The following is a 13,507-nucleotide window of genomic DNA, read 5'->3' as shown; positions in this document are numbered from 1 at the left end:
GACACGACGCGGACGCGGATGCTGGAGGACGGTCAGCCCTTGCCGCCCTCCAGCGCGGCCACCGCTTCCCTCGCGGCCTTGATGGCGCCCTTGTTGATCGTGTCCGTGCTCGGCGCCTTCTTCGACTCGAAGTCGCTGCCGTTGTACGTGACGATCACCAGCGCGTTGGAGGCGCGGACGAACACCTGGCCCTCGCGGGTCTGCTGCTTGTCCTCGGTGGTGAGGTTGACGATGGAGTACGCGGTGTCGCCCAGACCGGGGACGGGGCCGCCGCCGCTCTTCTCCTCGGTGCGCCCCTTGTAGGCCTTCCCCGCCGCCTCGTCCGACTCCATCACCTCGAAGGACACGTCGAGCCAGCGGTAGTCGTACCCCTTGAGGGCGTTCCAGGAGCAGGTACGGCGCAAGTCCGAGTCCGTGGACGGAATCTCCTTCCCGGCCGTCTTGGCACCCGGCACCAGCGACTCGACCGTCTTCTTGGCGACGCTCTCGCACGGCGCCGGCGCGGCCGCGTAGGCCTTCGACTCCGTCGAGGTCGACGGGGCGGACGCGGACTGGGTCTCGGTCTTCTCGTCGGCCGGCTTGTGCTCGGCGGCCTGCGGCGCGGCGAGCGGGCCGGACGACAGCGCCCAGCCCGCCGCGGCGAGCACGGCCACGGGGGACAGGCGTGCGGTCAGGGCCAGGGGCAGAGGTAGGGAACGCACGGCGCCCTTCTCGTGGGGGACGGCGGACGGGACGACAGTTTCACATGACTCCCTGTGACGCGGAAGGGCGAACTCGCTCCGTGCCTGCGCGGTGACGGTGACTCACTGTCGACGGTCAAGGTTTCGGCCGGTTCGACGATGAGTGAGGGGTTTGCGCGGGACGTCGGGCGTCCCGGAGCGGCTGCCATACGGTCCGGTGCGGAGGCTCGTTCGCGTCAGCTGCCACCGACGCCAAGGGCGGTGAGCAGGACCAGGACGAGGGTGGCGACGGCGAGCAGGCCGTGCGCCACGACCACGGGCAGCGGGAAGTGCCGTTCGGCGGGAACGGTCCCGTCCGTGCCCGGAGCGGTGGCGGCCGGGGTGGCCTGGGCCCTGGAACGGGACTGGTAGACGGGGATCCAGCGGGCCAGCATCGTGAAGCCGAGCAGGGCGACCGGCAGCAGCAGACCGAACGCGGTCCAGGCCAGGGCGTCCTTGTCGGCCGCGACATAGATGATCCACACCACCAGGCCGATCGCGGCCAGGGCGAAGTGCCCGAAGATCACCGGTGCGGGCAGGCGGCTGGTGCCGGACTGCTGCTGCCGGATCCCGCCGCGTTGGATCCAGGTGCCGAGCAGGTAGAAGCCGCCCAGGGCGGTGACCACCCAGGCGATCAGTGCGGCGATGTCCATGAGGAACTCCCCGACGATGGAAAGGTGGAGGGCGGTCGGCTGGCACCGGCCGTCGAGAGGGGTGTGGGGGCGGGCGTCACGAGGGTCGGCCCACGTCGCGCGGCCCGTATCCCTCGGCCTGCGTGCTCTCGTCCGCGACCCGCACGCCGTAGCGGTAGGCGAGCTTGCCGCCCAGGAACCCAGAGACACCCAGAGCCGCCAGGCTGACCGCGGACAGCACGAGCCTGCCGACGCCGACACTGCCGCCGTCGGTGTAGGTGCCGTACCGCCACACGAAGTTGACGACGTAGGCGGCGGTCACGCCCAGGTTCAGCGTCATGTGCACCAGGCCGGTGCGAAACGCGCGGGTTCCGGTGGGGATCGCGAACAGGTCGAGGAAGCCGACCGTGGCGGCCAGCAGCGCACCGATCACCCCCACAGCGATCAGCCATTCCGAGCCCTGGGTCAGGAACGCCGGATCGTCCACCGCATGCGAGGCGATGTCGAACGCCAGGCTCGCCACCCAGGCGCCGATCGGCACCGTCACCAGGATGGGGTGGAACGGATGACCGTACGGGCCGGCGAGCGCGGCACTGACCGGCCGCTTCGCCTGCAGCTGAGACTCACTGACCATCGCGACCTCCGTAGTTTCACCAATAAGTCTTGGTCTTATTAGGTCTACGCGTCAAGACGCCCAGGTCCCAGGCGCTCAAAGCCCACGAGTACCCACGCGAGCAGGGGTTACCGTTGGTCCCGTGGCTTCCGATCCGATACCGCCGACGCGTGCGGCCGATGCCGCCATCGACTCCGTGAGCGTCCTCGGCGAGGACTCACGACGGCGCATGTTCGCCTTCATCCGGCGCGCCCGCCGAGCGGTCACCCGCGACGAGGCCGCCGCCAGCGTCGGCATATCCCGCAAGCTCGCCGCATTCCACCTCGACAAACTCGTCGACGCCGGCCTTCTGCGCGCCCGCTACGAGACCCCGGGCGGCATCCGCAAGGTCGGCCGGCAGCCCAAGGTCTACGAACCCACCGACACCCAGCTCACCGTCAGCATCCCCGACCGGCGCCACGAACTCCTGGCCGACCTGCTCCTGGACGCCGTCCTGACCGAGGGCACCGACGAGAACGCCGCACAGGCGGCGGTGCGCACCGCCGGACAGCGCGGACGACAGATGGGCGAGGCCGAACGGGACCGGACGCGCCCCGGCCGCCTGGGCGCGGAACGCGGACTGACCGCCTGCGAGAGCATGCTCGACGAGCACGGCTACGAACCCGTCCGCGAAACACCCACCCACCTGCGCCTGCGCAACTGTCCCTTCCACCCCCTCGCCGCCAAGGCCCCCGACCTGGTGTGCGGCATGAACCACGCCTTCCTCACCGGCTACCTCGACGGCCTCCGCATCGGCGGCGTCCAAGCCGTTCTGGCCCCCCGGCCCGGGGAATGCTGCGTTCGACTCGGCCCCGACGGCGCGGATCCCGGCGAACCGCCGCCGAGCCCATGAGGTACTGCATATGGCCGCATCGAGGCGGCGGCGACCGGCCCACGGGGCAGGCTGGGAATCATGTATGTGCAGCCTGCCGTCCGGACGTCACAGCCCGTGTCGGCACCACAACACCGGGAGCTGTCCCCCGGGGTGCGCCCGGTCACGATCGATGCGGACGGCATCACCCTCTCGGGCTTGCTGAGTGAGCCGGCACACTCGCCGCGCGCTGTGATCGTCGCCTTGCACGGCGGCGGTATGAATGCCGGGTATTTCGACGGCCAGGCGCACCCCGACGTGTCCCTGCTGGCGTTGGGAGCGCGCCTTGGCCACACGGTGCTGGCACTGGACCGTCCGGGCTACGGGGCGTCCGCCGTCCGCTTTCCGGGCGGGCAGAGACTCAGCACGCAGGCCGTCACCGTGCGCGCGGCGATCGCCGCCTTCGCTGCCGCCCACGCCCCCGGTGCCGGCACGCTGGTGCTGGGACATTCCTTCGGTGCCAAGGTCGCTTTCGCTGTGGCCGCCGGCTGTGACGCGTCGGCACTGCTGGGTGTCGATGTCTCCGGGTGCGGTCGCCGACTGGCCGTGCCCGCCGGCCGGCTCGGCCCCGACCGCGGCGAGGGGCTGCGGCACCGGAACTGGGGCCCCCTGAACCTGTATCCGTCCGACACGTTCCGGATGAGTCAAACGGTCGTGGCGCCCATGCCGGCCCGGGAGCTCAGCACGGTGACGGGCTGGACGCGGCTGTCGGCGGCGATCCTGCCGCGAGTCGGCGTCCCCGTCCGGCTCACCTTCGCGCAACATGAGGCCTGGTGGGGCTGTGAGGACGAGGACGTCGCCGACCTTGTCGAACGGCTGTCCGCAGCCCCACGGGTCGTCGTCGACCATCTCCCGCACGCCGGCCACAACATCAGCCTCGGCTGGGCTGCCCGCGCCTACCACCTCAAAGCATTGGCCTTTGCGGAGGAGTGCCTGACTGCTCGGGCCCACGAAGCGGGACAAGGCGGCTGACCGGCAGGGATCTGGCCCTGTTGCCACCAGGCGGGTAAGAAGGGGCGCAGGGCGATCGATAGCCTGCTGGGGGAGCGGGGGGAGAGGCGAGAGACAGCGAGGTGCAGGACCGCATGTTCACCACACGCCCCACCCTCCAGGGCACCTTCGGCATGGTGTCCTCGACGCACTGGCTCGCCTCGCAGTCGGCCATGGCCGTCCTGGAGGACGGCGGCAACGCCTACGACGCGGCCGTGGCGGGGGCGTTCGTGCTGCACGTCGTCGAGCCGCACCTCAACGGCCCGGCGGGCGAGGTGCCGATCCTGCTCGCGCCGGCCGGCGGTGAGGTGCGGGTGCTGTGCGGGCAGGGCGTCGCACCGGCCGGGGCGACGGTCGCGCACTACCGGGCCCTCGGCCTGGACCTCGTCCCCGGCACCGGGCCGCTCGCCGCCGCCGTGCCGGGCGCGTTCGACGCCTGGATGCTGCTGCTGCGCGACCACGGCACCAAGTCCCTCGCCGACGTCCTCAAGTACGCCATCGGATACGCCGAGCACGGGCACCCGCCCGTGGAACGCGTCGGCGAGACCGTCGAGACCGTGCGCGAGCTGTTCGAGACCGAGTGGACCTCGTCGGCGGACGTCTACCTGCCCGGCGGCAAGGCGCCCCGCCCGGGCGAGCTCTTCGCCAACCCCGCGCTCGCCGCCACCTGGAAGCGCCTGCTCGCCGAGACCGCGGGGGCGGGGGACCGGGAGGCCCGGATCGAGGCCGCGCGGGAGGTGTGGCGCTCCGGCTTCATAGCCGAGGCCCTGGTACGGCAGGCCGGGCAGCCCACCATGGACACCAGCGGCGCACACCACGCCGGCACCCTCACGGCCGCCGATCTCGCCGGCTGGTCCGCGACCTACGAGACACCGGCGGCGTACGACTGGAACGGCTGGACCGTGTGCAAGCCGGGCCCCTGGAGCCAGGGCCCGGTCCTCCTCCAGCAGCTCGCCCTGCTCCCGCCCGAACTGCCCCGCTACGGCTCCGCCGACTACGTCCACCTGCTGGTCGAGAACTGCAAACTCGCCATGGCCGACCGGGAGGCCTGGTACGGGGACGCCGCCGGCGTGCCGCTCGACGACCTGCTGTCCGGCGCCTACAACACGGCCCGCCGCGCTCTCGTCGGCGAGCGGGCCTCCCTCGACCTGCGGCCCGGCAGCCCCGGCGGACGCACCCCGCGGCTGTGCGCGCACGCGCGCGTGGCGGCCACCGCCCAGGAGGGTGCCGCCGCCCCGGGCATCGGCGAACCGACCGTCGCGAAGAGCCCGGCGTCCCCCGTGCCCGGCGAACCTGAGGTCGGCGACGACGGGGCCACCCGCGGCGACACCTGCCACCTCGACGTCGTCGACCGCTGGGGCAACATGGTCTCGGCCACGCCCAGCGGCGGATGGCTCCAGTCCAACCCGGTCGTGCCCGAACTCGGCTTCCCGCTCGGCACCCGGCTCCAGATGACCTGGCTGGAAGAGGGCCTGCCCAACTCCCTCACCCCGGGCCGCCGTCCCCGCACCACGCTGACGCCCTCGATCGCACTGCGCGAGGGACTGCCCGTCATGGCGTTCGGCACACCGGGCGGGGACCAGCAGGACCAGTGGCAGCTGCACTTCCTCCTGGCGGTCGCGCTGCGCGCCCAGGTGCGCGGCGGCCTGGACCTGCAGGGCGCGATCGATGCCCCGAACTGGCACAACGACAGCTTCCCGGGCTCCTTCTACCCGCGCGGCATGCGCCCGGGGAGCGTCACCGTGGAGGCGCGCACGGACCCGGCCGTCGTCGAGGAGCTGCGGCGACGCGGCCACCAGGTGACCGTCGGCGGCCCCTGGTCGGAGGGCCGGCTCTGCGCGGTCGCGCGGGACCCGGAGACGGGCGTGCTGTCGGCGGCGGCGAACCCGCGCGGCATGCAGGGCTACGCGGTCGGGCGGTGATCCCGCCGAGTACACCCGGCTGCGGAACCGGCGCGGACCCGTCGCTGTTCATCGTGCTGCCATCCGGAGTGCACCGGGCGGGTGGGGATTGTCAGAGCCGCGTGCTGTGATGGAGGGGTGATCGACAGCACCGAAACCATCGAAGAGTTTCTCGCACGGCACGCGTCCGACGTCGAGGAGGCGATCCGCACGGCGGCCGCCGCCGAGATCATGCCGCGCTGGCGCCGGCTCGCCGCACACGAGGTCGACCAGAAGGCCGGCCCGCACGACCTGGTCACGGACGCGGACCGCAAGGCCGAGCTGTACCTGACCGGGGCACTGGGCGCCCTGCTGCCCGGCTCGGTCGTGGTCGGCGAGGAGGCGGTCCACGCCAACCCGGCGTCCTACGAGGCCATACGCGGCGACGCCCCGGTCTGGATCGTCGACCCGGTCGACGGGACCCGGCAGTTCGTGCGCGGCGAACCGGCCTTCTGCACCCTGGTCGCGCTGGCCCAGGGCGGCACCCTGCTCGCATCGTGGACCTACGCCGCCGCCAGCGACCGGCTCGCCACCGCCCAGCGGGGCAAGGGCGCCCACCTCGACGGGGAGCGGCTGTTCGCCGGCGTGCCCGAGCCCGGCCGGGACCTCCGCGTGGCCACCTCCCACCCGGACTACACGACGGACGAGCAGAAGCGCGCCCTGCTCGGCCTGCGCACCGAGGGCGTGGCAGCGCGCGCGTGCGGCTCGGCCGGACTGGAGTACCTCGCCATCGCGCGGGGCGACTCCGACGCGGTCGCCTTCTCCTGGGAGGCCGCCTGGGACCACGCGGCCGGTCTGCTCCTGGTCGAGGAGGCGGGCGGAGCCCACCTGACCCGCACGGGCGAGCCGTTCCGCATCACGGGCGGCAACGACCTCCCCTTCACCGCGGCCCGCGACGCGGCCACGGCCCGCCGGGTGGCGGCACTGCTGGCGAGCGCAGCATGATTGTCACGGACCGTACACACTCGGTCGCTCAAGGGGCGCTCCGGGCGTCCTTCCCGCACGAATCCCCCCGCGGCCGGTGACTGTCAGTCCCCGGGCCTATCCTGATCCTCAGTGGCCGTCGGCTGACGAAGGGGTCCGAAGGTGCCGTCGATGCTCGATGCCGTCGTAGTGGGTGCGGGGCCGAACGGACTGACCGCGGCCGTGGAGCTGGCCCGCCGCGGCTTCTCCGTCGCCGTGTTCGAGGCCCGGGGCACCGTGGGCGGCGGTGCCCGCACCGAGGAGCTCACCCTGCCGGGCTTCCGGCACGACCCGTGCTCCGCGGCGCACCCGCTCGCCATCAACTCACCCGCGTTCCGCGCCCTGCCGCTCCACCGCTACGGCCTGGAATGGCTGCACGCCGAGCTCCCCATGGCCCACCCCTTCCCGGACGGCTCGGCGGCCGTGCTGGCCCGGTCGGTGGGCGAGACGGCCGCCTCCTTCGGGCCGCGCGACGCCGGGGCGTACCGCAGGCTCGTCGAGCCCTTCCTGCCCAAGTGGGACGTCCTGGCCCGCGACTTCATGTCCCTGCCGCTCACCGCGCTGCCCCGCGACCCGGTCACCCTCGCCCGCTTCGGCCTGGTCGGCCTGCCCCCGTCGACCCTGCTCACGCGCCGCTTCCGGGACGAACCGGCCAGGGCCCTGTTCGCCGGACTCGTCGCGCACGTCATGGCACCTCTCGGCGGCTTCGCCACCAGCGCCATCGGCCTCGTCTTCGCCCTGGCGGCACACGCCCGCGGCTGGCCCGTCGCCCGCGGCGGCTCCCAGGCGATCTCCGACGCCCTCGCCGCCTACCTGCGCGACCTCGGCGGCAGCGTCCACACCGACTACGAGGTCAAGCGCCTGGACGACCTGCCGCCGGCCCGCGCGTACGTCTTCGACACCTCACCCACCGCCCTGGCCCGCATCGCCGGCTTCGGCAACCAGTACGCGGACTACCGCTACGGCCCGGGCGTCTTCAAGATCGACTACGCGCTGGACGGCCCCGTGCCCTGGACCGCGAAGGAGGCCCGCGCCGCCGGCACGGTGCAGATCGGCGCGGACCGCGCGGAGATCGGCGCGGCCCTGCGCGCGGCGTCCCGGGAGGGCCGGGCCCCCGACAAACCGTTCCTGATCACGGTCCAGCCGAGCATCGTCGACCCCACCCGGGCCCCGGCGGGCAAGCACGTCTTCTGGGCCTACGGCCACGTACCGCACGGCTGGACCGGTGACCTCACCGACGCCGTCGAACGCCAACTGGAGCGGTTCGCCCCGGGGTTCCGCGACCGCGTCCTGGCCCGCGCCACCGCGGGCCCGCCCGAACTCGCCGCCCGCAACGCCAACTACGTCGGCGGCGACATCGCCTCCGGCGCGGTCTCCGGCCTCCAGCTCCTGCTGCGTCCCAAACCGACCCTGTTCCCCTACCGCACTCCTCACCCGGCCGTCTTCATCTGCTCGTCGGCGACCCCGCCGGGCCCCGGCGTGCACGGCATGTCGGGGCACAACGCGGCGAAGGCCGTCTGGAAGCGACTGAGGCAGACATGACCACCATCGAACTGGTCCAGGGCGACATCACACGCGAGAGCGTCGACGCCGTCGTCAACGCGGCCAACTCCTCGCTGCTGGGCGGGGGAGGCGTCGACGGAGCGATCCACCGGCGAGGCGGCCCCGCGATCCTGGAGGAGTGCCGCAAGCTGCGCGCCTCCAGGTACGGCAAGGGCCTGCCCACCGGCCAGGCGGTCGCCACCACCGCGGGCGACCTGGACGCCCGCTGGGTGATCCACACGGTCGGCCCCGTCTTCAGCACGACCGAGGACCGCTCCGCCCTCCTCGCCTCCTGCTACCGCGAGTCCCTCCGCGTCGCCGACGAACTCGGCGCCCGCACGGTGGCGTTCCCGGCCATCTCCACGGGCATCTACGGCTGGCCGGTGGACGACGGCGCCCGCATCGCGGTGGAGACCGTAAGGGCAGCGGACACCGCGGTCGAGGAGGTCAGGTTCGTGCTCTTCGACGAGCAGGCGTACGAGGCGTTCGCCGACCGGGTCCGCTGACGCGACGCGGCCGGGCCGGCCGGCTCAGACCGGCTCGGGCTCGAAGTGCCGCAGCACGTCCCGGCCGGGCTGCACCACGCCGTAGCTGCTCTCCGGTACCTCGTTCCAGACGCCGGGCAGATCACCGAGCGGCTCCGACACGACCAGCCGGGTCTCGTCGGAGATGTGCTTCAGGAACGCGAGATCGGGATGGAGGGCACGCACGTCCTCCACCTGGCTGCTGTAGTACAGCGACCGCGAGGCTCCCGTGCTGGAGTACCGGAAGAACCACAGCCGTTCGCCGTCGGTCACCGCGACCGTCATCTGGAGCGGCTGCGGCACCCCGTGCTCGTGTCCCAGCCGCTCGACGAGCCCCACCATGCGGGCCACCGCACCCGGCGGATCGCCGTCCAGCCCGAAGGTGAGGGCCACGTGGAACATCACTTCCGAGTCCGTCGTGCCCTCCAGCGACGGGAACAGCTCCGGATCCACGGCGAGCATGAGGTCCCGGCGCACTTCGCTGAACCCGGCGATCGCCCCGTTGTGCATCCACATCCATGGCCCGTGCCGGAAGGGGTGACAGTTGGTCTGCTGCACGGCCGACCCGGTGGAGGCACGGACGTGGGCGAAGAACAGCGGTGAGCGGACGTGGTCGGCGATCTCCCGGAGGTTGCGGTTGCTCCAGGCCGGGCCGGTGTCGCGGATGACGGCGGGGGTGCGCAGGTGCCACGCGTACCACCCGACGCCGAAGCCGTCGCCGTTGGTGGTCTCGACACCCATCCGCGCGTGCAGGCTCTGGTCGATCAGCGAGTGCTGCGGCCGGTAGAGGACGTCGTCCAGCAGCACGGGAGTGCCCGAGTAGGCGAGCCAGCGGCACATGGTCGCCACCCCCGATCCGAGCCGCCTCGGCCGTGCCGTGCGGCTCCGCAGGTGTCGGTGCGGATACGTCTCGCGCGCCGGGCCGGCGGCGCGTGGTCCCAGACAACCCCGTCACCCGCGGCCGGCGCATCGCCCGCCACGGGTGGTTGCCGCGGGAACGGCGAGGGCCGGGCCGGTGTGCGCGGCGGAGTGAACACTGAGATCCTGGGGAAACGAGTGCCGTTCCTGATCCGGCACACGGCAGGCAGTGGGGAGCCCCATGGCCGCGACCGAGGAGACTGGTGCGGAGCCGGCGTCCACGGGCGTCGACCCCACGGGCGACCCGCTGCTGCGTACCCGGTTCGCCCTGCCGAAGCGGCCCGCCGGCTTCCTGCGCCGGACCCGCCTGGCCGCACACCTCGACCAGGCGCTCATGACGCCCCTGACGATGGTCAACGGGCCGGCCGGCGCGGGCAAGACCCTCTTGGTCGCCGACTGGGCCGCAGGCCTGCGGGAACCGGTCGTCTGGCTCACGGCCGACCCCGCCGACCAGGCACCCGGGATCTTCTGGGCCTATCTGCTGGAGGCACTGCGCGCCGCCGGCGTACCGGTGGCAGGCGAGGTCGGCTGCCCGGCGCAGGCGGGCCGGGTGGACCGGCGGACACTGACCTGCCTCGCCGCCGACCTGGAGAGCCGGGACCACACCACCGTCGTCGTGCTCGACGAGTTCGACCGGGTGACCTCACCCGAGATCGCGGAGCAGTTGCAGTTCGTCCTGCGCCACGCGGGGCAGGGCTTGCGTCTGGTCCTCGTCACCCGCACCGAACCCCTGCTGCCGCTGCACCGGTACCGGGCCTCGGGCGAGATGACGGAGATCCGGGACGCGGAGCTGGCGTTCACCGTCGAGGAGGCCGCGGAGCTCCTGTCGCGGCACGGTCTGCACCTGAACCACAGCGCCGTCCGGGCCCTGGTGGACCGCACCCAGGGATGGGCCGCCGGCCTCAGGCTGTGCGCCCTGGCCGCCCGGCAGGTGGCGGACCCCCACCTGTACGTCAAGCAGTTCGAGGCCGACCACAGTGCGGTGGCCGACTTCCTGCTGGCCGAGGTGCTCGACCGGCAGCCACCCGGCACACAGGACCTGCTGCTGCGCATCAGCGTCCTGGACCGCTGCTGCCCCGACCTGGTGAACGCGCTGACGCTGCGCACCGACGCGGAGCCGATCCTGGCGTCGCTGCACCGGCAGAACGCCTTCGTCCAGTACCTCGGCCACTCGTGGTACGGCCTGCACCCGCTGTTCGCGGAGATCCTCCGCGCCCACCTGCGGGAGCGCTTCCCCGGTCTGGAGCCGGAACTGCGCGCCCGGGCCGCGCGGTGGCTGCGGCGGTCCGGGTCCCTGCACGAGGCGCTGGTCCAGGGTGCCGCGGCGGACGACTGGGAGTTCACCGCCAACGCCGTGGTCGACGACCTCGCGATCGGACAGCTGTTCACCGGTCTGCACGCCGAGGACCTCTCCGCCCTGTTCGCGCGGATGAGCCCCGAGACAACGGGTCCGGCGCCCGACCTCGTCCGCGCCGCCCGCGAACTGGCCCGCCACGATCTCGATCACGGCCTGCCCCACCTGCACCGGGCCCAGGACGACCTGGCCCGGAACGGCGGCGACCGGGCCCCGGTCCGGCTCGGCCGCGCCCTGCTGGAAGCCCTGGCGGCGCGGATGACCGGCTCGCCGGACAGAGCGGAGCGAGCCGCCGAGGAGGCGCGGGCCCTCCGGCCGGACGTCCCCCCACACCTCCTGGACGACCACCCCGAAGTCACCGCCCTCCTGCTCACCCACCTCGGCTCCGCCCGCCTGTGGGCCGGACGCTTCGACGACGCCCGCGACGCCCTGTCGGCGGTCGCCGGACACCCCGGCGGAGCGGCGATGGCGCTGCCCAGGTGGGAGGCCCTCGGCCACCTCGCGCTGATCGACTACCTGAACGGCCGGCCCGGCCCGGCGGAGCACAAGGCCCTGGCGGCGGCCGGCCAGGCGGAGCGTTACAGCCTGCCCCGGCAGGCCGGGTCCGGCATCGCCCCGCTGGTTCTGGCCGCCGTCCTCATCGACCGCGACGAACTCGACGACGCCCAGGCGCTCCTCGACGCGGCGGCCGGCTCCCGCACGCTCGCCGACGACCCGGTGGTGGAGGCAGGCCGGACCCTCACCCGGGGGCGGCTGCTCCTGGCCCGAGGGGACGCCCGGGCCGCGCTGGCGGCGGCGGACGCCTCCGTTCCGGCAGCGGTGAGCTCACCCTGGGCGGAGGACCACGCCGCTCTGCTCGCGTCCGCCGCCCACCTGGCCCGAGGACATCCCGAATCGGCCCGAGCCGTCGTGGAGCGCGTCGCACACCGCCGGACGGCCTGTGCGGTCGAGGCGGCGCGTGCCCGGCTCGCGGCGGGCCATGTCGAAGGGGCGCTCGACATGATCGACAGCCTGCCGGAGGACGACCGGCCCGGACCGGCGGTGACCGTGCGCGCCACGCTGGTCCGCGCCCAGGCCGCCCACGAGACCGGCGACTGGGTCACCGCGCGCCGCCTCGTCGCCCGGGCCCTCCTGGACGGCCGGCGCGGGCACCTGCGCCGGCCCTTCCTGGAAGCCGGCCCCTGGCTCCGTCCCCTGCTGAGCACCGGCCGCCTCCGGGAACTGGCCGGCGGCTGGCTCCTCGCCCGCCCCGACGGCCACCACGACCCCCGGCCCACCACGCCGGACCGGCACCCGCCACTCGCCGTCGAGGAACTCAGCGCACGCGAGGGTGACGTGCTGCGGCTCCTGGCCGAGATGAGGTCGACGGAGGAGATCGCCGCCGACCTGCACGTGTCCGTGAACACGGTGAAGACCCACCTCAAGAGCATCTACCGCAAGCTCGCGGTCAGCCGTCGCGGCGACGCGGTGCGCCGCGCCCGCGAACGGCGGCTGCTGTGAGGTTCACCTGTACCGGGTGACGCAGCACGCCGCGCCAGGGCGGACCATCGCCAGGCAAGGGTGTGCAACGCCCGCTCCAGGCCGTCCGCGGGAGAGCAGTTCATGCGCTACGAGATCCGTGTCGACGGACACATGTCGGAGACGCTGGCCAAGGTCTTCCCGGAGCTGGAGCACGTGCTGATGTCCGGTCAGACGGTCCTGTACGGCCCCGTGGTCGACGAGGCCCACCTGTACGGGCTGCTGACCCGCTTCCAGGCGCTGGGACTCAGGGTCGTGGAGATGCGTCAGCTGCCGGAGTGAGCCGGGGTCAGAGGGTTGCCGTGGGGATCGTCGTCCCGGCCGAGCAGCGGCCGCGTACGGATCACCCGCCGCGGGTGAGGCAGCCCCGTCCTCTCCGCGGGCACGCTGGGTACGGCACGGGACGGCTGCCGGACGTGCGGCCGGGACGGAGGAGTGACATGAGTGCGCAGACCTACCTGGCGTACGACTTTCCGCTGTTGAGCGCCTTCTGGGCGATGCTGTGGTTCTTCCTCTGGATCATGTGGTTCGTGCTGCTCTTCCGGGTCGTCTTCGACATCTTCCGCGACGACTCCCTGAGCGGCGGGGCCAAGACCGGCTGGCTGGTGTTCTGCATCGTCCTGCCCTTCCTCGGCGTGTTCGTCTACGTCACCGCCCGCGGCAAGAACATGGGGCGCAGGGAAGCGGCCCAGGCCCGGGCGCAGCAGGAGGCGTTCGACAGCTACGTCCGAGAGACCGCCAAGAGCGGCGAGAACCGGGGGAGCAGCGTCGACGAGCTCGCCAGGCTGTCCGAGATCCGCGCTCGCGGCGACATCTCGGATGAGGAGTTCCGCAGGGCGAAGGAGTTGGTGCTCAGCGGCTCCGGCACGTCCGGACCCTAGAAC

The 13,507-nt window shown here is 73.0% G+C and carries 13 protein-coding genes; 9 read left to right on the top strand and 4 right to left on the bottom strand.

The window, feature by feature from the left end; all coding sequences use genetic code 11:
* Positions 1-32: 32 nt before the first annotated feature.
* The 3 genes from SCNRRL3882_RS07435 to SCNRRL3882_RS07425 all read right to left on the bottom strand — a co-directional run bounded on the left by SCNRRL3882_RS07435 (position 33) and on the right by SCNRRL3882_RS07425 (position 1,985).
* The gene (locus SCNRRL3882_RS07435; RefSeq protein ID WP_010038850.1) at positions 33-701 is read right to left on the bottom strand and encodes a hypothetical protein; all 669 of its coding nucleotides are present in this window, start codon (positions 699-701) and stop codon (positions 33-35) included.
* A gap of 215 nt (positions 702-916) precedes the next feature.
* Positions 917-1,372 carry a hypothetical protein gene (locus SCNRRL3882_RS07430; RefSeq protein ID WP_010038848.1) on the bottom strand — a complete coding sequence of 152 codons (456 nt, stop codon included), beginning with the start codon at positions 1,370-1,372 and terminating at the stop codon, positions 917-919.
* 76 nt (positions 1,373-1,448) lie between these two features.
* Positions 1,449-1,985 (bottom strand): DUF2231 domain-containing protein, encoded by a 537-nt coding sequence (locus tag SCNRRL3882_RS07425; RefSeq protein WP_010038844.1) that lies wholly within the window; start codon positions 1,983-1,985, stop codon positions 1,449-1,451.
* A 121-nt stretch (positions 1,986-2,106) separates the two neighbouring features.
* Here SCNRRL3882_RS07425 and SCNRRL3882_RS07420 point away from each other — a divergent pair, with 121 nt between their 5' ends.
* The 6 genes from SCNRRL3882_RS07420 (at position 2,107) to SCNRRL3882_RS07395 (ending at position 8,815) form a co-directional block, all read left to right on the top strand.
* Positions 2,107-2,856: a helix-turn-helix transcriptional regulator gene (locus SCNRRL3882_RS07420; RefSeq protein WP_010038841.1), complete on the top strand. Its 750-nt coding sequence runs from the start codon at positions 2,107-2,109 to the stop codon at positions 2,854-2,856.
* 132 nt (positions 2,857-2,988) lie between these two features.
* Complete coding sequence (locus SCNRRL3882_RS07415; RefSeq protein WP_010038840.1) at positions 2,989-3,846, top strand: alpha/beta hydrolase; 858 nt, start codon at positions 2,989-2,991, stop codon at positions 3,844-3,846.
* Between the two features lie 113 nt (positions 3,847-3,959).
* Positions 3,960-5,786: a gamma-glutamyltransferase family protein gene (locus SCNRRL3882_RS07410; RefSeq protein ID WP_010038838.1), complete on the top strand. Its 1,827-nt coding sequence runs from the start codon at positions 3,960-3,962 to the stop codon at positions 5,784-5,786.
* A gap of 117 nt (positions 5,787-5,903) precedes the next feature.
* On the top strand, positions 5,904-6,749 hold the full coding sequence (locus SCNRRL3882_RS07405; protein ID WP_010038835.1) for an inositol monophosphatase family protein: 846 nt from the start codon (positions 5,904-5,906) through the stop codon (positions 6,747-6,749).
* 150 nt (positions 6,750-6,899) lie between these two features.
* The gene (locus SCNRRL3882_RS07400; protein ID WP_029181103.1) at positions 6,900-8,309 is read left to right on the top strand and encodes a phytoene desaturase family protein; all 1,410 of its coding nucleotides are present in this window, start codon (positions 6,900-6,902) and stop codon (positions 8,307-8,309) included.
* On the top strand, positions 8,306-8,815 hold the full coding sequence (locus SCNRRL3882_RS07395; RefSeq protein ID WP_010038829.1) for an O-acetyl-ADP-ribose deacetylase: 510 nt from the start codon (positions 8,306-8,308) through the stop codon (positions 8,813-8,815). Before SCNRRL3882_RS07400 ends, SCNRRL3882_RS07395 begins: the two co-directional genes overlap by 4 nt.
* Before the next feature lie 24 nt (positions 8,816-8,839).
* Here the strand turns inward: SCNRRL3882_RS07395 and SCNRRL3882_RS07390 are convergent, their stop codons facing one another.
* Positions 8,840-9,673 (bottom strand): class II glutamine amidotransferase, encoded by an 834-nt coding sequence (locus tag SCNRRL3882_RS07390; protein ID WP_010038823.1) that lies wholly within the window; start codon positions 9,671-9,673, stop codon positions 8,840-8,842.
* A 259-nt stretch (positions 9,674-9,932) separates the two neighbouring features.
* Between SCNRRL3882_RS07390 and SCNRRL3882_RS07385 the strand changes: the two genes are divergently transcribed.
* The 3 genes from SCNRRL3882_RS07385 to SCNRRL3882_RS07375 all read left to right on the top strand — a co-directional run bounded on the left by SCNRRL3882_RS07385 (position 9,933) and on the right by SCNRRL3882_RS07375 (position 13,504).
* Positions 9,933-12,605: a helix-turn-helix transcriptional regulator gene (locus SCNRRL3882_RS07385; RefSeq protein ID WP_010038821.1), complete on the top strand. Its 2,673-nt coding sequence runs from the start codon at positions 9,933-9,935 to the stop codon at positions 12,603-12,605.
* A gap of 102 nt (positions 12,606-12,707) precedes the next feature.
* Positions 12,708-12,905, top strand: coding sequence for a hypothetical protein (locus tag SCNRRL3882_RS07380; protein WP_010038819.1), 198 nt, complete (start codon positions 12,708-12,710; stop codon positions 12,903-12,905).
* 158 nt (positions 12,906-13,063) lie between these two features.
* Positions 13,064-13,504, top strand: coding sequence for an SHOCT domain-containing protein (locus SCNRRL3882_RS07375; RefSeq protein ID WP_010038817.1), 441 nt, complete (start codon positions 13,064-13,066; stop codon positions 13,502-13,504).
* Positions 13,505-13,507 lie beyond the last annotated feature (3 nt).

The sequence above is a fragment of the Streptomyces chartreusis NRRL 3882 genome, from assembly GCF_900236475.1.
Taxonomy (GTDB): Bacteria; Actinomycetota; Actinomycetes; order Streptomycetales; family Streptomycetaceae; genus Streptomyces; species Streptomyces chartreusis_D.
The sequence above is the reverse complement of the archived record's forward strand: the minus strand, read 5'-3'. Positions and strand labels throughout refer to the sequence as shown.

What these genes read in the sequence shown, in the direction of transcription:
- SCNRRL3882_RS07430 (WP_010038848.1), bottom strand. Translation starts at nt 1,372, where the DNA reads ATGGACATCGCCGCACTGATCGCCTGGGTGGTCACCGCCCTGGGCGGC.
- SCNRRL3882_RS07425 (WP_010038844.1), bottom strand. Translation starts at nt 1,985, where the DNA reads ATGGTCAGTGAGTCTCAGCTGCAGGCGAAGCGGCCGGTCAGTGCCGCG.
- SCNRRL3882_RS07410 (WP_010038838.1), top strand. Translation starts at nt 3,960, where the DNA reads ATGTTCACCACACGCCCCACCCTCCAGGGCACCTTCGGCATGGTGTCC.
- SCNRRL3882_RS07400 (WP_029181103.1), top strand. Translation starts at nt 6,900, where the DNA reads ATGCTCGATGCCGTCGTAGTGGGTGCGGGGCCGAACGGACTGACCGCG.
- SCNRRL3882_RS07395 (WP_010038829.1), top strand. Translation starts at nt 8,306, where the DNA reads ATGACCACCATCGAACTGGTCCAGGGCGACATCACACGCGAGAGCGTC.
- SCNRRL3882_RS07390 (WP_010038823.1), bottom strand. Translation starts at nt 9,673, where the DNA reads ATGTGCCGCTGGCTCGCCTACTCGGGCACTCCCGTGCTGCTGGACGAC.
- SCNRRL3882_RS07385 (WP_010038821.1), top strand. Translation starts at nt 9,933, where the DNA reads ATGGCCGCGACCGAGGAGACTGGTGCGGAGCCGGCGTCCACGGGCGTC.
- SCNRRL3882_RS07380 (WP_010038819.1), top strand. Translation starts at nt 12,708, where the DNA reads ATGCGCTACGAGATCCGTGTCGACGGACACATGTCGGAGACGCTGGCC.
- SCNRRL3882_RS07375 (WP_010038817.1), top strand. Translation starts at nt 13,064, where the DNA reads ATGAGTGCGCAGACCTACCTGGCGTACGACTTTCCGCTGTTGAGCGCC.